At 71.5% G+C, this 22,567-nt stretch carries 22 protein-coding genes; 12 read left to right on the top strand and 10 right to left on the bottom strand.

Annotation, left to right across the window (positions count from 1 at the left end):
- Positions 1 to 84: 84 nt before the first annotated feature.
- On the top strand, positions 85 to 1,800 hold the full coding sequence (locus tag AC3ANN_RS11660; protein WP_488337565.1) for an FAD-binding oxidoreductase: 1,716 nt from the start codon (positions 85 to 87) through the stop codon (positions 1,798 to 1,800).
- A complete protein-coding gene (locus AC3ANN_RS11665) occupies positions 1,797 to 2,702 on the top strand; it encodes a diacylglycerol kinase (RefSeq protein WP_488337566.1) in 906 nt (301 codons plus the stop codon). The genes AC3ANN_RS11660 and AC3ANN_RS11665 overlap by 4 nt, the downstream gene beginning before the upstream one ends.
- A gap of 15 nt (positions 2,703 to 2,717) precedes the next feature.
- Here the strand turns inward: AC3ANN_RS11665 and AC3ANN_RS11670 are convergent, their stop codons facing one another.
- Both AC3ANN_RS11670 and AC3ANN_RS11675 read right to left on the bottom strand, forming a co-directional pair.
- Positions 2,718 to 2,960: a zf-HC2 domain-containing protein gene (locus tag AC3ANN_RS11670; RefSeq protein ID WP_488337567.1), complete on the bottom strand. Its 243-nt coding sequence runs from the start codon at positions 2,958 to 2,960 to the stop codon at positions 2,718 to 2,720.
- On the bottom strand, positions 2,957 to 3,664 hold the full coding sequence (locus AC3ANN_RS11675) for a sigma-70 family RNA polymerase sigma factor (RefSeq protein WP_488337568.1): 708 nt from the start codon (positions 3,662 to 3,664) through the stop codon (positions 2,957 to 2,959). Before AC3ANN_RS11675 ends, AC3ANN_RS11670 begins: the two co-directional genes overlap by 4 nt.
- Positions 3,665 to 3,727: 63 nt before the next feature.
- On the opposite strand from AC3ANN_RS11675, the gene aroA reads away from it, so the two are divergent.
- The 3 genes from aroA to bcp all read left to right on the top strand — a co-directional run bounded on the left by aroA (position 3,728) and on the right by bcp (position 6,695).
- The gene (aroA, locus tag AC3ANN_RS11680) at positions 3,728 to 5,092 is read left to right on the top strand and encodes a 3-phosphoshikimate 1-carboxyvinyltransferase (RefSeq protein WP_488337569.1); all 1,365 of its coding nucleotides are present in this window, start codon (positions 3,728 to 3,730) and stop codon (positions 5,090 to 5,092) included.
- A gap of 61 nt (positions 5,093 to 5,153) precedes the next feature.
- Complete coding sequence (gene rsgA, locus AC3ANN_RS11685) at positions 5,154 to 6,215, top strand: ribosome small subunit-dependent GTPase A (RefSeq protein ID WP_488337570.1); 1,062 nt, start codon at positions 5,154 to 5,156, stop codon at positions 6,213 to 6,215.
- 9 nt (positions 6,216 to 6,224) lie between these two features.
- Positions 6,225 to 6,695 carry a thioredoxin-dependent thiol peroxidase gene (bcp, locus tag AC3ANN_RS11690; protein ID WP_488337571.1) on the top strand — a complete coding sequence of 157 codons (471 nt, stop codon included), beginning with the start codon at positions 6,225 to 6,227 and terminating at the stop codon, positions 6,693 to 6,695.
- An 8-nt stretch (positions 6,696 to 6,703) separates the two neighbouring features.
- On the opposite strand, the gene AC3ANN_RS11695 is transcribed toward bcp, so the two are convergent.
- A complete protein-coding gene (locus tag AC3ANN_RS11695; RefSeq protein ID WP_488340826.1) occupies positions 6,704 to 7,105 on the bottom strand; it encodes a histidine kinase in 402 nt (133 codons plus the stop codon).
- A 267-nt stretch (positions 7,106 to 7,372) separates the two neighbouring features.
- Here AC3ANN_RS11695 and AC3ANN_RS11700 point away from each other — a divergent pair, with 267 nt between their 5' ends.
- Positions 7,373 to 7,621 (top strand): WhiB family transcriptional regulator, encoded by a 249-nt coding sequence (locus AC3ANN_RS11700; RefSeq protein ID WP_018171995.1) that lies wholly within the window; start codon positions 7,373 to 7,375, stop codon positions 7,619 to 7,621.
- 75 nt (positions 7,622 to 7,696) lie between these two features.
- Here AC3ANN_RS11700 and AC3ANN_RS11705 read toward each other — a convergent pair whose 3' ends face one another.
- Genes AC3ANN_RS11705 through AC3ANN_RS11715 form a run of 3 tightly spaced genes read right to left on the bottom strand, consistent with a single transcriptional unit; the run spans position 7,697 to position 11,111 of the window.
- A complete protein-coding gene (locus AC3ANN_RS11705; protein WP_488337572.1) occupies positions 7,697 to 9,181 on the bottom strand; it encodes a sensor histidine kinase in 1,485 nt (494 codons plus the stop codon).
- Between the two features lie 23 nt (positions 9,182 to 9,204).
- Positions 9,205 to 10,488, bottom strand: a complete 1,284-nt coding sequence (locus AC3ANN_RS11710) for a CpaE/TadZ family protein (protein ID WP_488337573.1) — start codon at positions 10,486 to 10,488, stop codon at positions 9,205 to 9,207.
- Positions 10,485 to 11,111 (bottom strand): SAF domain-containing protein, encoded by a 627-nt coding sequence (locus AC3ANN_RS11715; protein ID WP_488337574.1) that lies wholly within the window; start codon positions 11,109 to 11,111, stop codon positions 10,485 to 10,487. Before AC3ANN_RS11715 ends, AC3ANN_RS11710 begins: the two co-directional genes overlap by 4 nt.
- Before the next feature lie 99 nt (positions 11,112 to 11,210).
- On the opposite strand from AC3ANN_RS11715, the gene AC3ANN_RS11720 reads away from it, so the two are divergent.
- Complete coding sequence (locus AC3ANN_RS11720; RefSeq protein ID WP_488337575.1) at positions 11,211 to 11,492, top strand: helix-turn-helix domain-containing protein; 282 nt, start codon at positions 11,211 to 11,213, stop codon at positions 11,490 to 11,492.
- 44 nt (positions 11,493 to 11,536) lie between these two features.
- Here the strand turns inward: AC3ANN_RS11720 and AC3ANN_RS11725 are convergent, their stop codons facing one another.
- The gene (locus tag AC3ANN_RS11725) at positions 11,537 to 12,142 is read right to left on the bottom strand and encodes a hypothetical protein (RefSeq protein WP_488337576.1); all 606 of its coding nucleotides are present in this window, start codon (positions 12,140 to 12,142) and stop codon (positions 11,537 to 11,539) included.
- Positions 12,143 to 12,274: 132 nt separating this feature from the next.
- Here AC3ANN_RS11725 and AC3ANN_RS11730 point away from each other — a divergent pair, with 132 nt between their 5' ends.
- Complete coding sequence (locus AC3ANN_RS11730) at positions 12,275 to 12,712, top strand: Rv3235 family protein (protein WP_488337577.1); 438 nt, start codon at positions 12,275 to 12,277, stop codon at positions 12,710 to 12,712.
- A gap of 54 nt (positions 12,713 to 12,766) precedes the next feature.
- Here AC3ANN_RS11730 and AC3ANN_RS11735 read toward each other — a convergent pair whose 3' ends face one another.
- The 3 genes from AC3ANN_RS11735 to secA form a co-directional block, all read right to left on the bottom strand.
- Positions 12,767 to 13,123: a hypothetical protein gene (locus AC3ANN_RS11735; protein ID WP_488337578.1), complete on the bottom strand. Its 357-nt coding sequence runs from the start codon at positions 13,121 to 13,123 to the stop codon at positions 12,767 to 12,769.
- Between the two features lie 76 nt (positions 13,124 to 13,199).
- Complete coding sequence (locus AC3ANN_RS11740) at positions 13,200 to 14,426, bottom strand: pyridoxal phosphate-dependent aminotransferase (RefSeq protein WP_488337579.1); 1,227 nt, start codon at positions 14,424 to 14,426, stop codon at positions 13,200 to 13,202.
- A 60-nt stretch (positions 14,427 to 14,486) separates the two neighbouring features.
- Positions 14,487 to 17,321 (bottom strand): preprotein translocase subunit SecA, encoded by a 2,835-nt coding sequence (gene secA, locus AC3ANN_RS11745; RefSeq protein WP_488337580.1) that lies wholly within the window; start codon positions 17,319 to 17,321, stop codon positions 14,487 to 14,489.
- Positions 17,322 to 17,458: 137 nt separating this feature from the next.
- Here secA and AC3ANN_RS11750 point away from each other — a divergent pair, with 137 nt between their 5' ends.
- The 4 genes from AC3ANN_RS11750 to AC3ANN_RS11765 all read left to right on the top strand — a co-directional run bounded on the left by AC3ANN_RS11750 (position 17,459) and on the right by AC3ANN_RS11765 (position 22,339).
- Positions 17,459 to 18,028, top strand: coding sequence for a hypothetical protein (locus tag AC3ANN_RS11750; RefSeq protein WP_488337581.1), 570 nt, complete (start codon positions 17,459 to 17,461; stop codon positions 18,026 to 18,028).
- Between the two features lie 101 nt (positions 18,029 to 18,129).
- Complete coding sequence (locus tag AC3ANN_RS11755) at positions 18,130 to 18,747, top strand: PadR family transcriptional regulator (RefSeq protein WP_488337582.1); 618 nt, start codon at positions 18,130 to 18,132, stop codon at positions 18,745 to 18,747.
- The gene (locus AC3ANN_RS11760; protein WP_488337583.1) at positions 18,744 to 19,463 is read left to right on the top strand and encodes an ABC transporter ATP-binding protein; all 720 of its coding nucleotides are present in this window, start codon (positions 18,744 to 18,746) and stop codon (positions 19,461 to 19,463) included. Before AC3ANN_RS11755 ends, AC3ANN_RS11760 begins: the two co-directional genes overlap by 4 nt.
- A complete protein-coding gene (locus AC3ANN_RS11765) occupies positions 19,460 to 22,339 on the top strand; it encodes an FtsX-like permease family protein (RefSeq protein WP_488337584.1) in 2,880 nt (959 codons plus the stop codon). Before AC3ANN_RS11760 ends, AC3ANN_RS11765 begins: the two co-directional genes overlap by 4 nt.
- Positions 22,340 to 22,567 lie beyond the last annotated feature (228 nt).

Here is a 22,567-nt window from a genome sequence, read left to right on the forward strand (position 1 = left end):
CGCGGGCACACGATGCCGCGGTGCCCGTGGCCCGGGACCCGGCCCGCGACGCACCGCGCGCGGCGGCGATGCGATACTGGCGCGATGCCGACGACGCCAGACGACGCGACGCCCGCTCGCTCCTTGGACGAGCCGCCCGCGATCCCTCCCGCCGCGGCGTTCCCGCCCGTCACCTCGAGAGAGCCCGTTGCGGTGCCGGCACCGCGCCCTCGCTCCGTGTGGGACGCGTGGGGCACGCAGCCCGCGCACCTGTCGGCCGCCGCGCGCGTCATCGCCAAGACGGTGCTGTCCGGCCGGCCGCACCCGGTGCCGCGCCGCGCGCGGCCGACCCTCACGCCGTCCCGCCTGGACGACGCCGATCTGGCCGCATTCACGGCATCCGTCGGCGCCGGCCACGCGACCCGCGACGACGCCGCAAGGGCGCTCCACCTCGGTGGCAAGAGCACACCCGACCTGCTGCGCCGCCGCCTGGACGACCCGCAGGACGCGCCCGACGCGGTCGTCTCCCCCGCGAGCCACGACGAGGTCGCGGCGGTGATCGAGATGTGCCGTGCCCGCGGCATCGCTGTCGTCCCGTTCGGCGGCGGCACGTCGGTGGTGGGCGGCGTCGACCCCGAGCCCGGACCCCACCGCGCCGTGATCGCGGCCGACCTCGCGCGCACCGCCGCGCTCCTCGAGCTCGACGAGACGTCGCTGCTCGCCACCTTCGGCGCGGGAACCACCGGCCCGCAGGCGGAGGAGCTGCTCTCCGCACGGGGGCTCACACTCGGTCACTTCCCGCAGAGCTTCGAGTACGCGTCGCTGGGCGGGTATGCCGCGACGCGATCGAGCGGCCAGGCGTCCCGCGGCTACGGGAGGTTCGACGACCTCGTACACGCCGTCCGGGTCGTGACCCCCGCCGGCGAGCTGCGTCTCGGCACGGCTCCCGCGAGCGCCGCGGGTCCCGACCTGCGCGAGCTCGTCCTCGGCTCGGAGGGCGCGTTCGGCGTCATCACCGAGGTCACCGTCCGCGTGCGGCCGATCGCCACCGCGACCGTGTACGGCGCGTGGACGTTCCCCGACTTCGAGTCGGGAGCCGCGGCGTTCCGCGAGGCGACGCAGCGCGGAATGCGGCCCACCGTGCTGCGGCTGAGCGACGCCGCCGAGACGCGCGTGAACGCGGCGATGGGCGGACACCTCTCACGGATGCGCGGATGCCTCGCCGTCGCGACCTTCGAAGGCGCGACGAGTGTCGAGGCACAGGCCGCGCACGACGCGCTCGACGCCGTGTTCGCGGGGCACGGGGCGGCATCGCGCGGCGAGGACCCCGCCCGTTCGTGGGAGCGCGGCCGATTCGCGGCACCCGCGCTGCGCGACGCGCTGATGGACATCGGCGTCCTCGCCGAGACGCTCGAGACGGCGACGACGTGGGCGCAGCTTCCCGCCCTGAAGCGCGCCGTCACCGACGCCCTCACGACGACCCTCGCGGCCGGCGGCACGAAGCCGATCGTGATGTGCCACATCTCGCACGTCTACCCGGCGGGCGCATCGCTCTACTTCACCGTGATCGCCGCGCTCACCGACGACCCGCTCGGGCAGTGGCGGGAGGCGAAGGATGCCGCATCCCGTGCGATCGGGCCGGCCCACGGCACGATCACGCACCACCATGCGGTGGGCCGTGATCACCGCCCCTACCTCGAGGCAGAGGTGGGGCCGCTCGGGATCGAGATCCTCCGCGCGGTCAAGGCGACGCTCGACCCGACGGGCATCATGAACCCCGGCGCCCTCGTGCCACCGACCCCGAGTGCCGAGCGGCCGTGAAGGTCGCGCTCCTCGTCAACCCGGCCGCACGCAGCGGCTCGCACACCGGCGTGGCGTCTGCTGCCGCCGAGCACCTGCGCGCTCGCGGCGTGCAGACGGCGATGGTGAGCGGTGGCAGCGCGGCCGAGTCGACGTCGCTGCTGCGCACGGCGATCGGGGTCGGGGTGGACGCGGTCGTGGTGGCGGGAGGCGACGGCACGGTGAACCTCGCGATCCAGGAGGTCGCCGGCACCGGCATCCCCCTGGGAATCGTTCCGGCCGGGACGGGCAACGACTTCGCCGCGACGCTCGGACTGCGCGAGCTCGACGCCGTCGCAGCCGCCGATGCGATCGCGGGCGGCGTCACGCGGCGCGTGGATCTCGCCCGGGTCACGCGCGACGACGGATCGACCGCGTTCTTCGGGTCGGTGCTCGCGAGCGGCTTCGACTCCAAGGTCAACGACCGGGCCAACGCGATGCGCTGGCCCCGCGGCGGATCGCGCTACAACATCGCGATCCTGTCCGAGTTCGCGCGGCTCTCCGGGATCCCGTACGACGTGCGGCTCGAGCTGCCGGACGGCACGAACGAGCGCGTCGCGGGGGACCTGGTGATGGCGACCGTGGGCAACGGCGGCACCTACGGCGGCGGCATCCCGATCTGCCCCGATGCCGATCCTGCCGACGGCCTGCTCGATGTCGTGCTGGTGCGCCCGGCCGGCCGGCTCCGCCTGCTTCGGCTGCTCCCCCGGGTCTATCGCGGCACGCACGCGACGGTCCCCGAAGTGCGCATGATGCGCGTGCGTGCGGTGCGCCTGGAGGCTCCCGGCGTCACGGCCTACGCGGACGGCGACCCCATCGGGGCGCTGCCGCTGTCGGTCGACGTCGCTCCGGGGGCGCTCACGGTCTTCACACCGGAGCGATGAGCGCGGGATGCCTCGTCAGTGCGCGGCCTGGACCGCGCGGAGCTTCGCGAGCACCTGGTCGCGCAGCTCCTCGGGAGCGGTCTCCTTGCACGCGCGCGCCACCACCTCGGTGAGCGTACGCGCCACCAGCGCCTCGTCACGGCAGCCGGGGCAGTTCTCCAGGTGCTCGGCGATGTCGGAGTGCTCGGTCCTGCAGACCTCGTTGCGCAGGTACTCCTCCAGGTCGCGCCGCGCCTTCTCGCAGCCGCAGTCGGTCATTTCTTGCTCCTCGTGGCGGCAACCGTCATGCCGCGCTCTCTTGCGTAGTCGGCCAGCAGTTCACGAAGCATGCGCCTGCCACGGTGCAGGCGGCTCATGACCGTGCCGATGGGGGTCTTCATGATGTCGGCGATCTCCTGGTAGGCGAAGCCCTCGACATCGGCGAGGTACACCGCCAGCCGGAAGTCCTCCGGGATGGACTGCAGCGCGTCCTTGACCACGGACGCCGGCATGTGGTCGATCGCCTCGGCCTCGGCCGAGCGCGTGCTCGTCGCGGTGGTCGACTCGGCGCCGCCGAGCTGCCAGTCCTCGAGGTCGTCGATCGTGCCCTGGTAGGGCTCGCGCTGCTTCTTGCGGTAGGTGTTGATGTAGGTGTTCGTCAGGATCCGGTACAGCCACGCCTTGAGGTTCGTGCCCTGCGTGAAGGTCTTCCAGGAGGCGAACGCCTTGACGAAGGTCTCCTGCACCAGATCGGCCGCGTCGGCCGGGTTGCGCGTCATGCGCATCGCCGCCGCGTACAGCTGGTCCATGAAGGGCAGCGCCTGCTCTTCGAACTGCGTGCGCGGATCCGCGGCCTCATCGGTGTCGTGGGCCCGGTCGATCGAGTCGCTCATCACGCGCCAGTCTACGGTGGCCGCGTCCAGGCCATCCGTGAGGTCGCGCGGGGGCGCCTCGAGGTCGAGGCGGTCGAGGGTTGCGAACATCCTGCTCCGGTTCGTGTCGTCGATCCCGGCCGGTCCGGACGGGGTTCGTTAGGGTAGAACCCGATGAGAGCCGACGGGTATTCCCCAGCCACTGCGCCGGATGAGCGCGGGCCCTGGCACGCCCCGACGGCGAGCGGCTCGCTGCACGCGACGGTGACCGTCCCGGGCTCCAAGTCGCTGACCAACCGCGAGCTCGTGCTCGCGGCCCTCGCCGACGGGCCCAGCCGCCTCCTCTCGCCGCTGCACTCCGACGATTCCGCGCGCATGATCGACGCGCTGCGCGCGCTCGGCGTCGGCATCGAGCTCGTCCCGGGGTCGGGTGCCTACGGCGACGACATCGAGGTGACCCCGGTGTGGCCGCTGCAGGGCGACACCGAACTGGACTGCGGCCAGGCGGGCACGGTGATGCGCTTCGTCGCGGGACTCGGCGGCTTCGCCCGGGGCGACGTGACGCTCACGGCGCACGAGAGCGCACTGCACCGGCCGATGGGTGCGATGATCACGGCGCTGCGCGACGTCGGCGTCGACATCGACGACGGCGGGCGATGGGCGCTCCCCTTCATCGTGCGCGGGCACGGGCACGTGCGCGGCGGAGAGGTCACGATCGACGCGAGCGCGTCGAGCCAGTTCGTCTCGGGCCTTCTGCTCGCCGCACCCCGCTTCGACGTCGGACTGCACCTCATGCACGCCGGTGAGCGGCTGCCCAGCATCCCTCACATCGACATGACCGTGGAGGCGCTGGCCCATCGCGGCGTGCACGTCGAGCGTCCGGGCGTCGGCGAATGGATCGTGCCCGCCGGACCGGTCCGTGCGAAGGACGTGGCGATCGAGCCCGATCTCTCCAATGCCGCGCCGTTCCTCGCCGCGGCCATGGTGGCCGGCGGGTCGGTGTCGGTCACCGGATGGCCGGCGCACTCCACGCAGCCGGGAGCGATGCTCACCGAGATCCTCTCGCTGATGGGCGCGCGCGTCGTGCGCCGCGGCGGCGCACTGACGGTCACGGCGGGAGCGGCCATCCAGGGCGTCGACCTCGACCTCTCGGCGGCCGGCGAGCTCACCCCGACGATCTTCGCGCTGGCGGCCTTCGCCGACTCGCCGTCGACCCTCCACGGCATCGGACACATCCGCGGGCACGAGACCGACCGCATCGCCGCACTCGTGTCGGAGCTGCGTGGCCTCGGCGGCGAGGCCGACGAGCTGCCCGACGGCATCCGCATCGTCCCACGTCCCCTTCACGGCGGCACGTGGCATGCCCACCACGACCACCGCATGGCGACCACGGGCGCCCTCATCGGGCTCGCGGTGCCGGGCGTCGAGGTCGACGACATCGGCACGACCGCGAAGACCATGCCCGAGTTCCCGCAGATCTGGCAGCGGATGCTCACCGGCGAGAGCGCACGGTCGCAGGAGACGATGCGGGCATCGTGAGCGTCAGGACCGACGTGGCGACGGCTCGAGACGGCTCGGTGAGACGGGCCGGGAGGACGCCGTGAGCTGGCTGGACGACCCCGACGACGACGACGAACCGGAGTTCGACGAGGCCGACATCCGCGTCCGGCCGAACCCGAAGGCGAACCGCCCCCGCACCAAGCGCCGCCCGGCCCACGCCGACGCCCGCATCGCGCGGGTGCTCGGCGTGGACCGCGGCCGCTACACGGTGCTCGTCGACGAGGACCTGCCGACGGAGCGCACGGTGCTCGCGACACGGGCCCGCGAGCTGCGCAAGATGCCGATCGTCACGGGCGACCGCGCGCGCGTCGTCGGCGACACCTCCGGCACGGAGGGCACCCTCTCGCGCATCGTCGGCATCGAGGAGCGCACGTCGCTGCTGCGTCGCAGCGCCGACGACACCGATCAGGTCGAGCGCGTCGTCGTCGCCAACGCCGACCAGATGCTCGTCGTCGTCGCCGCCGCCGACCCCGAGCCGCGGGCACGGCTCGTCGACCGCTACCTCGTGGCGGCGCTGGATGCCGGCATCCGTCCCCTCCTCGTCGTGACGAAGACCGATCTGAAGGACCCGAGCGAGTTCCTCGGCCATTTCGACGGGCTCGATCTCGAGGTCTTCACGAGCGGCAAGGAGGACATGCCGCTCGAACGCGTGGGCGCCGCGCTGGCCGGGCACTCGACGGTGTTCGTCGGGCACTCCGGCGTCGGCAAGTCGACGCTCGTCAACGCGCTCGTGCCCGAAGCCAAGCGCGCCACCGGACACGTCAACGTCGTCACCGGCCGCGGCCGGCACACGTCGAGCTCGACGGTGTCGCTGCGCTATCACGGCGAGGACGGCAACGGCTGGGTGATCGACACGCCGGGGGTCCGGTCGTTCGGGCTCGGTCACGTCGACCCGGCGAACATCCTGCGCGCCTTCACCGACCTCGCCGAGATCGCCGAGGAATGCCCGCGCGGGTGCACGCACCTGCCCGACGCCCCGGACTGCGCGATCGTGGAGGCGGTCGGGGAGGGTCGGCTCGGTCCCGGCGGCCCGGCCCGCCTCGACTCGCTGCAGCGGCTGCTCGAGACCTTCGCCGAGAAGGGCCAGCGTCCCGGCGCCTAGGCTGGAGAGGTGACCACGAAGCGCCTCGAACCCGGTTCCCTCGCCCCCGCCTTCACCCTCGTCGACCAGGACGAGCGGCCCGTGACGCTGAAGGACCTGCGCGGCGGACGCGTGATCCTGTTCTTCTATCCGGAGGCGATGACCCCCGGATGCACGACCGAGGCCTGTGACTTCCGCGACAGCCTGGCCCCACTGCAGGCCGCGGGCTACACGATCCTCGGGATCTCGCGCGACGAGCCCGAGAAGCTCCGCCGGTTCCGCGAGCGCGATGGCCTGACATACGACCTGCTGAGCGACCCCGACCACAAGGTCCACGACGAGTACGGCGTGTGGGGCGAGAAGGTCAACTACGGCAAGACCTTCATGGGCGTCATCCGCTCGACGTTCGTCATCGACGAGAAGGGCCGCATCTCGCACGCGCTGTACAACGTGCGCGCCACCGGCCATGTCGGTCGCGTGCGGAGCCTGCTCGGCGTCTGAGCCGGACCTCAGCCCCTCGGTCGACGCGACGGCGCGTCAGGCCCGGCCGACGCATGTGCGGAGCGGCCGGCGTCGCGGACCGCGAGCACGAGCAGGACGAGCGCGACGAGCGCGGGGACGGCGAGCGCGAGCGCGATGGAGGGGACAGCGAACGCACCGGTCGCGGCGCCCAGTGCGACGGCGAGCACGAGAAGCTGAGTGACGATGCCGCCCGAGCGGCCCCACGACTGGCCGCGCCAGATCGCGACCGCGAATGCGAGAACCGCCGCCGCGCCCACCAGAGTGAGCACGATGAGGGCCAGCGCGCTCTCGATTGAGCCGGTGTCACCCCCGGCGAGCGCGGCGATCTGCCACGCCACGAGCGCGACGAGGCCGAGCCCCTCGAGCGCCACGATCACCGCGGCGAGCATTCCGGACACGTTTGTCCGCATTCTCCGTCGACTCCTTCCGTCCCCGAGGACGGTTTGTGTGAACCCTCCAGGTCACTGGGGGAACACCCAGCCAATACCGCACAAACCCGCCGGTGAACCCTTGATTCAGGTAAACCGCTATGGGACGATTGGTGAAGCCGTGTGCTCCCACAGCGACGTGGGGCGAGCAATCTCGCACTTCCCACAGGGTATCGGACCCGAACCGGCCCCTTCTTCCCCACACCATCTGCATCAAGGAGCACCACCATGGATTGGCGCGACAAGGCCGCCTGCCTGACTGTCGACCCCGAACTGTTCTTCCCCGTCGGGAACACAGGTCCGGCCGTCGACCAGATCGAGAAGGCGAAGTCCGTCTGCGCCCGGTGCACCGTCACCGAGATCTGCCTCCAGTACGCCCTCGAGACCGGCCAGGACTCGGGCGTGTGGGGCGGCCTGTCCGAGGACGAGCGCCGCGCCCTCAAGCGCCGCGCCGCCCGCGCGCGCCGCGCGTCGTGACCCTGAACGAATGAGAGAACGGATGCCGCGACCCGCGGCATCCGTTCACCTCTTCTCGGCTCGGCCCTTCTCGGCTCAGTTCTTGGAGCGCTCGATGTAGCGCAGCGGGATGTCGATCGTGACCTCCGTACCGCTGCCCATGATCGTGTGCCAGTCGATGGTGCCGCCGAGCTCGCCCTGGATGAGGGTGCGCACGATCTGCGTGCCGAGGCCCCGGCCGACCTGCCCCTCGGGGAGTCCCGAGCCGGTGTCGCGCACGCGCACCTCGAGACGGTCGTCGGAGCGTTCCGCGACGATCTCGACGTCGCCCTCCTGCCCGGCGAGACCGTGCTCGACGGCGTTGGTGACGAGCTCGGTGAGCGCCAATGCGAGCGGTGTCGCATACTCGCTCGGAAGGGTGCCGAAGCGGCCCGTGGAGTGCGTGCGCGCGCGCGTGTTCGGCGCCGCGGCGACCTCGGCGACGAGCTTCAGCACGCGGTCGAAGACCTCGTCGAAGTCGACGTTCTGCGCGAGGCCCTCCGACAGCGTGTCGTGCACGACCGCGATCGCCGACACGCGGCGCATCGCCTGGGTGAGCGCCTCCCGCGCCTCCTCGGTGTGCGAGCGGCGCGCCTGGATCCGCAGCAGCGACGCGACGGTCTGCAGGTTGTTCTTCACGCGATGGTGGATCTCGCGGATCGTCGCGTCCTTGGTGATGAGCTCCTGCTCCTGGTGGCGGATCTCGGTGACGTCGCGGCACAGCACGATCGCGCCGATGCGCGTGCCGTGGTCGCGCAGCGGGATCGTCCGCAGCGACACGGTGACGCCGCGTGCCTCGAGGTCGGTGCGCCACGGGGCGCGTCCCGTGACGACGACCGGCAGCGACTCGTCGAACTGACGCTTGGCCGGCAGGATCTGCGTGACGACCTCGACGAGCGACTCGCCCTCCAGTTCGTCGTCGAAGCCGAGGCGGTTGAACGCCGACAGGGCGTTCGGGCTGGCGAACGTGGTGATGCCGTCGACGTCGAGGCGGATGAGTCCGTCGGACGCGCGCGGCGCGCCGCGCCGGGGCGAGGTCGGAGCGGTCAGGTCGGGGAACTCCCCCGAGGCGATCATGCCGAACAGGTCGTCGGCGCAGTCGTTGAAGGTGATCTGCTGACGCGACGGCGTGCGGGCCTCACCGAGGTTCGTGTGACGCGTCACGACGCCGATGGCCTGCAGCGCTCCGTCGGTGCGACGGGCGACGGGAACCGCGCGCACCCGCGTCGGGGTCTCTTCGAACCAGTCCGGCGACGCCGAGTCCACGATCCGCCCGGTCTGGAAGGCGTCCCTCACCTGCGTGCGCCACTGCGGACGCACCCGGTCCCCCACGATGTCGCGGTAGAAGAGCGTGGCGGCGCCGCTCGGCCGCGCGTGCGCGACGGCGACGAACGATTCGTCCGAGGTCGGCACCCACAGCACGATGTCGGCGAACGCCAGGTCGGCGAGGAGCTGGCCATCCCCCGCGAGGCGGTGGAGCCACTCCACGTCCTCCTCGCTGGAGCGGCCCTGGGCGTAGACGAGATCGCTGAGGGTCGACACGCAACCAGCCTAGGGCGCCGCGCTCACGCCGCCGGCTCGGCGGCGCGGCGGACCGCACGGGCGCGTCGCCCGCGGGGCGGCTTCCGCGTCACGACCTCGGACGGTGCGGTACGCGTCGCCGGGACGACGGCCTCGCCGACGAGCCGGCGGATCGCGAGGGTCAGCGGGGACTTCGGCGCGACGTCGGCGATCGGGCGGGCCGACAGCAGCGCCGCATCCGCGGAACGGGGATCCTGGGGCAGGAACCAGACGTCGTCGATGCCGCCGAAGCGGTCCAGCGTGCGGCGCACCTGTCCGCGCGCGTCGATGCCGAGAGCGCCCGGCCGGAGCCGGTTGGCGACGACGGCGACGGGCGTGAGCCCGACCGTCGCACGCAGCTCGGAGAACGCGCGCAGGAAGCGCGCGACGCCGACCGGGTCGGCTCCGGCCACGGCCACGATGAGGTCGGCGGCTCGCAGCGCGGCGAGCGTCGCGGCGTTGCGGCGGGGCGCCTCGAGGTCGCTCATGATCTCTTCGTCGCGCTCGAGCGACCCTGCGACGTCGACCACGGTGTAGTCCGCCCACTCCCGACACGCCGCGAGCGCCCCGGCGACCCGACGTTCGCCGAGTTCCGGCCATCGGGACGGGCGGTTGATCCCCGTCAGCACGTCGACTCCGGAGCGCCCGAGCGGGATCGCGATGCGCGCGAGCTCGCGCGCATCGAGGCCGCCGAGCTCCGCCTGCCGGCACGCGGCCGCGAACCCCGGCCCCTCGTCGGCGAGGCCCAGCGCCAGCGCGATCGACGGCGCGTGCGTGTCGGCGTCGACGAGGGCGACGTGGCGCCCGCCGCGCGCGAGCTCGACCGCCAGTTCGGTCGCGACCGTCGACCTGCCGGGAGCGCCCGCCGGTCCCCACACGACGATGACCCGCGGCTGGGGGCGAGCCTCCGGGTTGGGGTGAGCCGGCGGCGCGGCCAGCGTCTCGACGATGCGCCAGGGCTCCGCGTCGCGCAGGATGGGCGCTTCCAGCCCGCACGCGTCGGCCAGGCGCTCGCTCGCGGCGCCGTCGCACAGCGGCACGATCCGCGTCGCGGCTCGGTCGCACAGGGCCACCACGGCGGGCGACATGGTGCTGCGCGCGACCTCGATGACGACCGCATCGGCCTCGTCGAGTGCACGCAGCACCTCGTGCGCCTGGGCACCGGGTACCTCCTCCGAGACCGCGAGGAGGGGGGCGGATGCCGCGACCACCGCGACGACGTCGACGCCCTCGCGGCGGAGACCTTCGGCGAGGGGACCGCCATGATCGACCGCGACGACGACCTTCACGAGCCCGTCCCGGTCGGCACGACCGAGAGCGCCGCCTCATCGGCCATCGCGGCGAGCGTGGCCGCCACATCGGCGCGCGGGATCACCAGCTCGAGAGCGGCGGCCCCGCCGCCGATCATCGAGTCGTCGCGGGTCACCGAGACGACGGTCGCGTCGGCTACGAGGATGCGCGGCTCGTCGTACTCGCCCTGCTCGAGCGGCGGAGCGGCCCATACCTCGACGACGGTGCCGGCGGTGACCGATGCCGGCACGTCGACGGTGCTGCGGACGACGACGCTCGTAGTGCGCGCGGAGTCCGCCGCGCCGACGGATGCCGTGGGCACGAGCTCTCCCGAGGCGATGGTGCGCGTCGCGACCACGGCCTCGTTCAGATCCTCCGCCGAGAGGTATGCGTCCGACAGCTGCCCGAGGGCCACGTCGACGACCCGGAGGTCGTCGGCTGCGATCGCCTCGCCGGGCACGATCGTGCGTGCGGCGGCGTACACCGGAACCGTCTGGCGGGCCGCCGCGACGACGAGCCACACGCCCGCGACGGACGCGAGGACGAGGAGGATGCCGAGGAAGAACCTCGCGTCGCCCCAGAAGGCGCGACGCGGCGCTCGGGCCGGTTCGGTGACGCTCATGCCCTCCATCGTCACCCAAACGCTCGGGGGCCCTTTCCCGTTATCCACAGCCCCTCCCGCGCCGGCCCCCCTCCCCCTGGGCAGGGCCATAATGGGGGCATGTCCGATGACCCGACGTCCGACACGCGTCTGCTCGCGCCCGCACAGGTGGGCGAGGTGCTCGGCGTGTCGGTCGACGAGGTCATGGCGCTGGTCATGGACGGGCGTCTGCGCGGGATGCGTGTGGGTGCCCCCGCGCGCTGGCGCGTCGACGCCGCAAGCGTCTCGGCCTACCTCGACGACCAGGCCGAGGAGGCCCGGCGCATGGCGCTGTGGCGGCAGTCGCAGACCGCGAGCTTCCCCGAGCTGTGGGGCACCGGCTTCGTCCGCAACCCGGACTGACGGCACCGTCCGGCCGGCGCTCCGGCTGGATTCGCCGACGTGCCTCAGGGCATCGTGGGTGCCGCGTCCGCCCTCAGCCACGCGATCGACGCGAAGGGCACGATGCGGTAGCCCGTGACGGCGTCGGCGCGGCGCGGCGCGCCCGGCTCATGCAGCGCGATGTCGAGATGGTCCGCGCCCGCGCGATCGATCGTTCCGGTGAGTGTGCGCCCGCCCCGGAGATGGACCGCGACGCCGGCGCGCCGGCGCACGAGGTCTCGGAGCACGAAGCCGAAGGTGAGCCGGTCGGCGAGGGCCGACCGAGGCGGCGCGGGCCGCGCGGTGCGCAGCAGGTCGGCGTGCGGCATCCCGATCGCCACGAGCGATGCGAAGGGGACCACGACCGCTCCGTGCGGTCCCTCCGCGGGCGCGAGCGCCGCCCAGTCCGCCCCGACTCCCGTCACGTGAGCACGCAGCGTCGTGCCGTCCGACAGGTCGAACGACGCCGCTGCGGGCACGCCGTCTCGGCCGACGAGGAGCGTGAGCCGCTCCACGAGCTGCACGCGTGAGAGCCGCAGGCGCTCGGCCTCGGTATCGAGCGCGGCACGCTCCGCCTCCCACTCGGAGGCGAGCTGATCCTCGAGGTCGTCGAAGAACCGGTCCCAGCGCACTCCGCGAGAGTAGAGCATCTCGGCCCGACCGGGTGCGGAGTTATCCACAGTTCGGGCGAGGCGATTTTTCTGGGAGTTCGCCGTGTGCTCTACTGTCCCCCAAGACATCCCCCACTGTCGAGATAGGCACCCATGGCAATGACGCCCGCGGCATACGCCCGCGCAACGAATGCGTCCCGGCACGTCGAGCTCTCCGAGTTCTTCGCGCCGCAGCGGACGCCCACCACCGCGCTCCCCTCGCCGGAGCCGTTCCTGCGCAACCTGACCCTCGGCGTGCTCGAGGTCTTCGCGGGAGTGCGCGAAGTCGACCAGCTCGCACGCTGGCTCACCGAGGAGCCTTATCGCAAGCTCGTCACGCGCGCCAACCTCGCCGCGCGGGCGCGCAGCGCCCGTGGCATGCCGGCCAAGCGCCCCGTCCACGCGATCCTCTCGGTGCACCAGTCATCGCCCGCGGACGGCATCCTCGAGGCTGTCGTCGTCGTGCGCGGACCGGCCCGCACCCGCGCGCTCGCGGTGCGCCTCGAGGGCATGGACGGGCGCTGGCGCGCCACATCGCTGGCGCTGCTCTGACGCGCACTCAGTCGTGCGAGCGGGCCGACCCCAGCGTCGTGGCCGGCCCGGTCGTCACTTCTCCTCGTCCTTGTCGATGAGCTCGAGGAGGGATTTCAGCGCGTCGCGGATCTCGTAGTGGTCGTACTGCCCGGCCCGGCTCTCGGCCGAGATCACCCCCGAGCGGTGGACGCGACGGAAGTCCCCCACCGGGAACGAGTACGCCCCCTTGGTCTCCTCGTTCTCGCTCCGGTCGATGCCGAGGTGCCAGTGCGAGAACTCCGTCCAGCCTTCTCGCTCGATGAACTCGTTCTCCTCGTCTGCGGTCGGAGCGGCTTCGGACCAGTCGTCCCGCTCGTCTCGCACGACCTTGCCCTCACGGATGAGCGCCCGCGCATGACGCAGCGCAGGCTGGTTCAGTTGGATCGCCATACGCGCGACAGTAGAGCGCCGATGTGCGCGCTCACGAGGGGCTTGACGGATGCCGCCGTCTGCGGCATCCGTTGACTCACTGCTTGTACGACGCGAGGAAATTGCCGAGCCGCTCGATCGCCTCCGACAGCACGCGCGCCTCGGGCAGCGTCACGATGCGGAGGTGGTCGGGCGAAGGCCAGTTGAAGCCGGTCCCCTGCACCAGGAGCACGTGCTCGGCGACGAGGAAGTCGTAGACCAGCTTGCCGTCGTCATGGATCTCGTGCACCTCTGGGTCGAGGCGCGGGAAGGCGTAGAGAGCCCCCTGCGGCTTGAGGCACGTGACTCCCGGGATGCGCTCGAGGCCCTCCCACGCGGCATCCCGCTGCTCGTGCAGCCGCCCGTCGGGAGCGATCAGCGCGTCGATGGACTGCACGCCCGACAGCGCCGCCTGAACGGCGTGCTGGGCCGGCACGTTGGGGCACAGCCGCGTCGAGGCCAGGAGCTGGATGCCCTCGAGGAATCCGGCAGCGTGCTTCTTGGGACCGGTGATCACGAGCCAGCCGGAGCGGTACCCGGCGACGCGGTACGTCTTCGACAGGCCGTTGAAGGTCAGGCACAGCAGGTCGGGGGCGAGCGTCGCGAGCGGGATGTGCTGCGCGTCGTCGTAGACGATGCGGTCGTAGATCTCGTCCGACAGCAGCAGGAGCGAGTGCTCGCGGGCGACCTCGACGATGCCCTCGAGCACCTCGCGCGTGTACACGGCACCCGTCGGGTTGTTGGGGTTGATCACGACGATGGCCTTCGTGCGCGGCGTGATCTTGGCGCGGATGTCTTCGAGGTCGGGCTGCCAGCCGGCGGTGCTGTCGCACAGGTAGTGCACCGGCGTGCCGTCGGCCAGGCTCGTCATGGCCGTCCACAGCGGGTAATCGGGCGCGGGGATAAGCACCTCGTCGCCCTCGTCGAGCAGAGCCTGCATCGTCATCGTGATGAGCTCCGACACGCCGTTGCCGAGGTAGACGTCGTCGGGGTCGAACTGCGGGAACCCCGGCACCTGCTCGTAGCGCGACACCACGGCGCGACGCGCCGACATGATGCCCCGGCTGTCGCTGTAGCCGTGCGCGTGCGGCACGGCCTCGATCATGTCGCGCACGATCTGGAACGGCGCCTCGAAGCCGAACACCGCCGGGTTGCCGGTGTTGAGCTTGAGGATCGTGTGTCCCTCGTCCTCCAGCCGGTCGGCCTCGGCCAGTGCCTGCCCGCGGATCTCGTAGAGGACGTTCTTGAGCTTGCTGGACTGGTCGAGAGTGCGGAGAGGACTCATCGCCTCAGGATATCCGCGGCCGGGCGAGGCCAATGGACCGCCCGTGGCCCGCGGCCTGGGCTACTTGCGCTTCTCGGCGGCGCGGCGCTGGGCCCGGTTCTGCGGTGCCTGCTGCGGCGGCTGGGCCGCGGCATCCGTCCGCTGCCCGAAGGCCCCGCGCTGCGCTTCCGCCGCAGGAGCCTGGGCCGGTGCCTGCGCCGGTGCCGCCGCGGCGGCGGCCGCGGCCTGACGCAGCCGCGTGGTCGCCGCCTGCTGCACCTGGCCGCGATCGTTGCGCACCTCGACCTCTCCGGCGTCGTTCGACGCCGAATACTGCAGTCGCTGCGACTCGACGGGCTGCGCCCCCAGACCCTTGGCCTCGACCTGCGTGACGGCCTCGCCCTCGCCCTGACGGCGGACCTCGACTTCGAGGTTGTAGAGGTAGCCGACCGACTCCTCCTTGATCTGCCCCATCATCGCCTGGAACATCTGGTACCCCTCGCGCTGGTACTCGATGAGCGGGTCGCGCTGGGCCATCGCACGCAGGCCGATGCCGTCCTTGAGGTAGTCCATCTCGTAGAGGTGGTCGCGCCAGCGGCGGTCGAGCACCTGCAGCACGACACGGCGCTCGAGCTCGCGCGTCGCGGCCTCGCCGAGCGTCTCCTGTCGCTTGTCGTATGCGATGCGGGCGTCCGAGAGGATCTCTCGCTTGAGGCCCTCGGCGGTGATGCCGCCCTTGCGACCGGCCGCCTCGGCCACGACCTCGTCGATGGTCACGCCCACCGGGTACAGGGTCTTCAGCTCCGTCCAGAGCGCGTCGAAGTCCCAGTTCTCGCTGTGGCCCGATCCGGTGTGGTCGTCGATGACGGCGTTGATGGCGTCTTCGATGAAGTGCTGCACGCGGTCGGCGATGTCGTCGCCGTGCAGGATGTGGCGGCGGTCCGAGTAGATCGCCTCGCGCTGCCGGTTGAGCACGTCGTCGTACTTGAGGACGTTCTTGCGGATCTCGGCGTTGCGCGCCTCGACCTGGCTCTGCGCGGACTTGATGGCGCGCGTGACCATGCCCGACTCGATCGCGACGTCGTCGGGGAAGTTCGTGCGGGCCAGGATCGCCTCGGCGGCGCCGGACTGGAACAGGCGCATGAGGTCGTCGGTGAGCGACAGGTAGAAGCGGCTCTCACCGGGGTCGCCCTGACGGCCCGAACGACCGCGCAGCTGGTTGTCGATACGGCGCGACTCGTGACGCTCGGTGCCGAGCACGTACAGGCCGCCGGCGTCGATGACCTTGGCGGCCTCCTCGGCGACGCGGTCGCGGACCGCCTCGTAGACGGCATCCCATTCCGCTTCGTACTCGTCCGGAGTCTCGACCGGGTCGAGCCCCTTCGCCTTCATCTCCTGCACCGCGAGGAACTCGGCGTTGCCGCCGAGCATGATGTCGGTGCCGCGGCCGGCCATGTTGGTGGCGACCGTGACGGCGCCGAGGCGCCCCGCGCGGGCGACGATCTCGGCCTCGCGCGCGTGGTTCTTCGCGTTCAGGACCTCGTGCTTGATGCCCTTCTTCGCGAGCAGTCGCGACAGGTACTCGCTCTTCTCGACGCTGACGGTGCCGACGAGGACCGGCTGGCCCTGCGCGTGGCGGTCTGCGATGTCTTCGACGACCTGCCCGAACTTGGCCTGCTCGTTCTTGTAGACGAGGTCGGGCATGTCCTTGCGGATCATCGGCTTGTTCGTCGGGATCGTGACGACGCCGAGCTTGTAGGTCGACATGAACTCCGCGGCCTCGGTCTCGGCGGTACCGGTCATGCCGGCGAGCTTCTCGTAGAGGCGGAAGTAGTTCTGCAGAGTGACGGTCGCGAGCGTCTGATTCTCCGCCTTGACCGGCACGCCCTCCTTCGCCTCGATCGCCTGGTGGATGCCCTCGTTGTAGCGTCGCCCGACGAGGATGCGGCCGGTGTGCTCGTCGACGATCATGACCTCGTCGTTCATCACGACGTAGTCCGAATCGCGCTTGAACAGGGCGAGCGCCTTGATCGAGTTGTTCAGGAACGAGATGAGCGGGGTGTTGGCGGACTCGTAGAGGTTGTCGATGCCGAGGTAGTCCTCGACCTTCTCGATGCCGGGCTCGAGCACGCCGATCGTGCGCTTCTTCTCGTCGACCTCGTAGTCGACGCCGACCTCGAGCGTCTTGGCGATCTTTGCGAACTCGACGAACCACCGGTTCGCCTCGCCCGACGACGGGCCCGAGATGATGAGCGGCGTACGCGCCTCGTCGATGAGGATCGAGTCGACCTCGTCGACGATCGCGAAGAAGTGGCCGCGCTGGACGAGGTCCTCCTTGCGCCACGCCATGTTGTCGCGCAGGTAGTCGAAGCCGAACTCGTTGTTGGTGCCGTACGTGATGTCGGCGTTGTACTGCTGGCGGCGAACCTCGGGGGTCTGGCCGGCGACGATGTTGCCGGTGGTCATGCCGAGCGCCCGGTAGATGCGGCCCATCAGCTCCGACTGGTAAGAAGCGAGGAAGTCGTTGACCGTGACGACGTGCACGCCCTTGCCGGCGATGGCGTTGAGGTACACCGGGAAGGCGGCGGTGAGCGTCTTGCCTTCACCGGTCTTCATCTCGGCGATGTTGCCGAGGTGGAGCGCGGCTCCACCCATGAGCTGCACGTCGTACGCGCGCTGGCCGAGCGTGCGCTTGGCCGCCTCGCGGACGGCGGCGAACGCCTCCGGCATCAGCTGGTCGAGCGTCTCTCCTGCCTCGTAGCGGGCCCGCAGCTCTGCGGTCTCGCCCCGGAGCTCTTCGTCGGTCAGGTGCTCGTAGTCCTCTTCAAGGGCGCCTACGGCCTTCACGACCTGCTGGAGCCGCCGGAGGATGCGACCCTCACCAGCGCGAAGCAGTTTCTCGAGGGGGTTGGCCACGGAGTGTCTCCATCTTCAGGCAGTCGGGTGCGGCGCGTCGGCGCCGGTGCCGCCCCGGGCGCATCGCCCCAGGCATACGTGCCTATGTTATCCACCCGTGACCTTGGCGTGCGCTGGATGTGGGCGAGCATGGAGACATGACGGCGACGCAGGCGATGAGACGGCGACGGATGCCGCGCACCTGGGCCGTCTTCGTGGTCACTGCGGGCGCGCTCGGGCTGACGGCGTGCGCGTCGCACCCCGACGCCGTGCCGGTGCCGCCGCCTTCGGACGTGCGTCCCGCGGTGGACTGCTCCGCCGAATGGGACGTCGGCTGGGGAGCCATCCCGCGCGACTTCGAGCCGGTCGCCGTCTACGTGTGCGACCCCGTGCTCGAGCTCGCACCGACCCCCGATCCGCCGCTCGTCCTGGCCGACCCCGGGCAACTCGCAGAGACGCCTCCGCCTGCGGCGGAGCCGGCTCCGGCTCCCGACGCGATCGAGCCGCGCCGGCTCGAGGGCGACCTGTCGACACTCCTGGCAGCGTTCGCCGTGCCGAACGATCCGAAGTGGCCGGGACCGTGCAGCGCGATCGGCGTTGTGGTGCCGGACGTGTGGCTCGTCGACGACGAGGGGCACGCCATCCGGCCCGCCTACCCGGTGGACGGATGCGGCCTCCCGAAGCCCGGCGTCACCGAGGCACTCGCGAATCTCGCCCCGGCCGACTGACACGCCGTCTCAGCCAGACGCGCCGACGCGCGGCGTCCGGGATATTTCCGAGTATGTATATACTCGGCAATTACATACCCGGTATAGCCCAGGAGATGCCCATGTCGGTACGTCAGAGCCTGCTCGCGATCCTCGATCAGGGGCCGTGTTACGGCTACCAGCTGCGAGCGGAGTTCGACCGTCGCACCGGCTCGACGTGGCCGCTCAACGTCGGCCAGATCTACAACACGCTCGACCGGCTCGAGCGCGACGGGCTCGTCGAGAAGCGCGACGTCGACGAGCACGGGCACGTCTACTGGCAGATCACGGATGCCGGAGCCGCCGAGGTGCGGGAGTGGCTGGCCTCCCCCGTCCAGCGTTCCCAGGGCACGCGCGACGAGCTCGCGATCAAGCTCGCGGTCGCCGCGACGCTTCCCGGGATCGACGTCGCCGACATCATCCAGACGCAGCGGCGCGCGTCCCTCGCGCAGCTGCAGGAGCTCAATCGGGCCAAGTACGCCGGCGCGAACCCCGACGGCCCGGAGGAGCTCGCGTGGTCGCTCGTCGTCGACTCCATGATCTTCGCCGCCGAGGCCGAGGTGCGCTGGCTCGACCACACCGAGCAGCGCCTCGCCCTCCACCCCGACCACGCCATGGCACTCCAGCTCTCGACCGAGAAGCCCAAGCGCGGCCGGCCGGCCAGAGCCGAGGCATCCGTCGCCGCGGAGCCGGCCCGATGACCGACACCGTGCTGCGTCTCATCGGTGTGACGCAGCAGTACGGCAGCGGCGCGACCGCCGTGTCGGCGCTGTCGGGCGTCGACTTCGAGGTGCGGCAGGGCGAGCTCGTGGCGGTGATGGGACCATCCGGCTCTGGCAAGTCCACGATGCTGTCGATCGCCGGAGGGCTCGCGACTCCGACGACGGGTGAGGTCGTCATCGAGGGCGCCTACCTGAGCGAGCAGTCCCCGAAGCAGCTTGCGCAGCTGCGGCGGCGCTCGCTCGGGTTCGTCTTCCAGGACTTCAACCTCATCCCCACGCTCACCGCCCTCGAGAACGTGACGCTGCCGCTCGAGCTCGACGGCTTCCGGTCGCGGGCCGCGCGCCGCGCCGGTCGCGACGCGCTCGCCTCGGTGGGGCTCGCCGAGAAGGCGGACGCCTATCCCGACGACCTCTCGGGCGGTCAGCAGCAGCGCGTCGCGATCGCACGTGCCGTCGTCGGCGGCCGCCGCCTCATCCTCGCCGACGAGCCGACCGGCGCCCTCGACTCCGTCACCGGCGAGATGGTGCTGAAGATGCTGCGGGCGAGGGTGGATGCCGGTGCCGCCGGCATCCTCGTCACCCACGAAGCGCGCCACGCGGCGTGGGCCGATCGCATCGTCTTCCTTCGCGACGGCCGGATCGTCGACGAGTCGCGTCGCGACGGCGCCGAGACGCTGCTGACGGGCGCACGATGACCGAGGTGCTGGATGCGCCGGCCGAGGCGTCCGCCCCTCCCGAGACGATGGCGGATGCCGCTTCCCGGCGTCGCGGCGCAGGCTGGCGTCGGTGGCGGGTGTCGGCCCGAATGGCTCGGCGGCAGCTGCGGCGGGCGTGGGTGTCGAGCGTGCTCGTCACGACGCTCGTGGCGCTGCCGATCGCCGGCATGTCGGCGTTCGTCGTCTTCGCGATGAGCAGCATCGCCACCCCGGCCGAACGCGTCGCGGTGGAGCTCGGTCGGATGGAGGCATGGATCAAGCCCGTCGCGGTACCGGACGCCGGGTTCTGGCAGGTGCCCTCGGAGCCGGAGTGGAACGGCTACCCCATCGAGCCCAACGGCGCGATGACGATCCCCGACGGCTCGCCGCTCGACGACCCGACGACGATGCTGCCGGCCGGCACCGAGGTCGTCGAGCTGTCGAACGGCACGGCGACCGTGCAGACGCGCGACGGATCGGCGGTGCTTCCCGCGTGGGCGGGCCCGGCCTGGGATCCGCGCTTCGAGGGCGCATTCGCTCTCGTCGAAGGTGACCGGCCGACGTCGCCGGGCGAGGCGATGGTGACTCCTGCCGGACTCGAGCGCCTCGGGATCGCGATCGGCGGCGACCTGCGTCTGGCCGGCTCTGCGCAGACCTACACCGTCGTCGGCACGCTCGACGCGGCGGTCCTGGCGGATCGCGACGCAGCGGTGTTCCTGCCGTCGTCGGCGCGCGAGGTCGTCGGCGGCGAGGCGTACTGGTATCTGCCCGACCTCGCTCTGTCGTGGAAGGACGTTCAGCGACTCAACGACGAAGGCGGCGTAGTTGCGTTCTCGCGCGAGGTCGTGCTCGACCCGCCGCCGTTCACGAATCAGTGGTACGCGTCGCCGGTGTCCGCGGATCGATGGGCGGCGATGTGGCCGCTCGTGCTCATGCTGACCGTCGCCGGACTCTTCGCGGGCTATGTCGTCGTGATGCTCGCCGGCGCCGCGTTCGCCGTAGCCGCGCGCCGCCAGCAGCGCGCGCTCGCCGTCGCGGCCAGCGTCGGAGCGGACCGCCGGGATCTCTCGCGGACGATCCTCCTGCAGGGCACCTCCCTCGGCCTCGTCGGCGGCACCGTCGGTGTGGTCGCCGGCGTCGGAATCGCCGCCCTCGTCATGACGCTCACCTCGGAGGGCCGCGCGACGCAGTTCTGGGGCTTCCACATCCCCTGGGAGCTGCTCGCCGCCGTCCTCGTGTTCGCGGTCGTCGTCGGTACGGCGTCGGCGTGGGTGCCCGCACGTCGTGTCGCGCGCACTGACGCGCTGCAGGCGCTGCGCGGTGCCCGCCGCCCACAGAAACCCCTCGCCGCGCGCCCCGTCTGGGGTTCGATACTGATGCTCGCGGGCGTCGTTCTCACGCTGCTCAGCGCCTTCGCCGTCGCGACGATCAACGCGACGGATGCGTTCGGCTACGACTCGCCGATGCGATACATCCCCGCCTACGGCATCGTGGTCGGCCCGATCCTCGCGCAGTTCGGCATCCTGCTGTCGGGCAGGTGGCTGCTGTGGGTGTCGTCGCGCGGGCTGTCGCGCGTCAGCACAGCAGCGAAACTCGCGTCGAGAGATGCCGCGGCCAATGCCTCGCGCACGGTTCCCGCTTTCGCCGCCATCGCCGCGACGGTGTTTCTCGGCGTCTTCGCTCTGGGCCAATCCTCGATGCTGTCCGCACAGACCGCCCGCATGTGGTTCTACCAGGCGCCGGCCGGCAGCATCGCGATCTCGATGTGGCCGGGTCCGGGTATGACGACGGGCGAGCTCAGCGAGGACGACGCCGAAGCGGCGGCGACTGCCGCCGCCCAGCTCGCGCAGGACGCCGGTGCGGACGAGATCGCGGTCCTCTCGCGCCAGCAACTGGCGTGGTCGTACGCGAGCGTTGCCGAGGTCCCGGACGACCTGACCTTCACTCTCGCGATCCTTCCCGAGGAGTACCTGCTCGACCCCGAGGGCGGCAGCTTCCAATCGACCGGGCGGGACCCGAGCAACCCGATCGTGGTGCTCGCGGCCGAGGGCGTCGAGACAGCACTCGGCGTGGACCTGTCCGCGTCCGACCTCGCCGCCTACCGCGCCGGCGCGGCCATCGTGGCGGACGATCGCTTCGTCACGGGCGACTCGATCGCGATCGAGACGTACGAGGGCGCGGATCAATACGAGGGTCGCGTGCCCGACAACATCTTCCAGCGGCATCCGGATGCCCCTCCCGTCGCCGAGCCGGCGGAGTCGGAGCGACTCGAAGCGATCGTCGTCGATGCCCCGCTTCAACCGGTGAGCATCGCGATCGCTCCGGCGACGGCCGAGCGCCTCGGCATGACGCTCACTCCGGAGCGCGTGATCGCCGCAACGCCCGAGCCGCCCACGCAAGCAGAACGCGATCGGCTGCAGACCCAGGCGCAGCTGCTCAGCACGATCGACTACAGCCTCTCGCCGACGGTCGAGAACGGCCCGCCGAGCGATGCCGGGTGGGTGGTGCCGCTGCTGACGGCCGTCTCGGTGCTCGTCCTCGGTGCGAGCGCCGTCGCGCTCGGGCTCGCGCGTTTCGAGCGGCGCCCCGATGACGCGACGCTCGCCGCGGTCGGCGGCACGCGGTCGCTGCGGCGGCGCATCGGGTTCTGGCAGGGTCTGATCATCGCCGGCTTCGGCACGGCCGCCGGCGCCCTCGCGGGCATACTTCCCCCGATCGGCTTCTCGATCCAGTCCGGGGGAACGCAGCGGCTGTCGGACATCCCGTGGTGGCTGATCGCGAGCCTGGTCGTGGCGCTTCCGCTCGCGATCGCGCTGGCGAACTGGCTCGTCCCGCCGAGGCATCCCGAGCTCACCCGCCGCACCGTCATCACGTGAGACGAATCGGCCCCCACCGGACACTCCACAGTGAACGACCTTCACCATGCACATCGCGAGAGGACGTGCCAATTAACCCCATCGTGCCGGGCGTCGACCCCGCCTCGATCGCGCTGCCGCCGACGCAGCCGATCGACATCACCGAGCTCGCCGCGCAGAGCATCATCCCGCGCTGAGCCGCCGGCCCGGGCGCGGCATCCTGTCGTCTCCCAGGTGCAACGCACTACC

It is taken from the genome of Microbacterium sp. STRO-2N (genome assembly GCF_057747775.1).

Excerpts from the sequence above, each read along its gene's own strand:
- AC3ANN_RS11695 (WP_488340826.1), bottom strand. The coding sequence starts at position 7,105 with ATGCTCGCCGCGGTGATCGTGGCGCTCGAGGGGCTCGGCCTCGTCGCG.
- AC3ANN_RS11735 (WP_488337578.1), bottom strand. The coding sequence starts at position 13,123 with ATGGCGATCCAACTGAACCAGCCTGCGCTGCGTCATGCGCGGGCGCTC.
- AC3ANN_RS11720 (WP_488337575.1), top strand. The coding sequence starts at position 11,211 with ATGTCCGATGACCCGACGTCCGACACGCGTCTGCTCGCGCCCGCACAG.
- AC3ANN_RS11750 (WP_488337581.1), top strand. The coding sequence starts at position 17,459 with ATGACGGCGACGCAGGCGATGAGACGGCGACGGATGCCGCGCACCTGG.
- AC3ANN_RS11740 (WP_488337579.1), bottom strand. The coding sequence starts at position 14,426 with ATGAGTCCTCTCCGCACTCTCGACCAGTCCAGCAAGCTCAAGAACGTC.
- AC3ANN_RS11675 (WP_488337568.1), bottom strand. The coding sequence starts at position 3,664 with ATGTTCGCAACCCTCGACCGCCTCGACCTCGAGGCGCCCCCGCGCGAC.
- AC3ANN_RS11755 (WP_488337582.1), top strand. The coding sequence starts at position 18,130 with ATGTCGGTACGTCAGAGCCTGCTCGCGATCCTCGATCAGGGGCCGTGT.
- AC3ANN_RS11730 (WP_488337577.1), top strand. The coding sequence starts at position 12,275 with ATGGCAATGACGCCCGCGGCATACGCCCGCGCAACGAATGCGTCCCGG.
- AC3ANN_RS11765 (WP_488337584.1), top strand. The coding sequence starts at position 19,460 with ATGACCGAGGTGCTGGATGCGCCGGCCGAGGCGTCCGCCCCTCCCGAG.
- aroA (WP_488337569.1), top strand. The coding sequence starts at position 3,728 with ATGAGAGCCGACGGGTATTCCCCAGCCACTGCGCCGGATGAGCGCGGG.
- AC3ANN_RS11660 (WP_488337565.1), top strand. The coding sequence starts at position 85 with ATGCCGACGACGCCAGACGACGCGACGCCCGCTCGCTCCTTGGACGAG.
- AC3ANN_RS11715 (WP_488337574.1), bottom strand. The coding sequence starts at position 11,111 with ATGAGCGTCACCGAACCGGCCCGAGCGCCGCGTCGCGCCTTCTGGGGC.
- AC3ANN_RS11670 (WP_488337567.1), bottom strand. The coding sequence starts at position 2,960 with ATGACCGACTGCGGCTGCGAGAAGGCGCGGCGCGACCTGGAGGAGTAC.
- AC3ANN_RS11760 (WP_488337583.1), top strand. The coding sequence starts at position 18,744 with ATGACCGACACCGTGCTGCGTCTCATCGGTGTGACGCAGCAGTACGGC.
- AC3ANN_RS11700 (WP_018171995.1), top strand. The coding sequence starts at position 7,373 with ATGGATTGGCGCGACAAGGCCGCCTGCCTGACTGTCGACCCCGAACTG.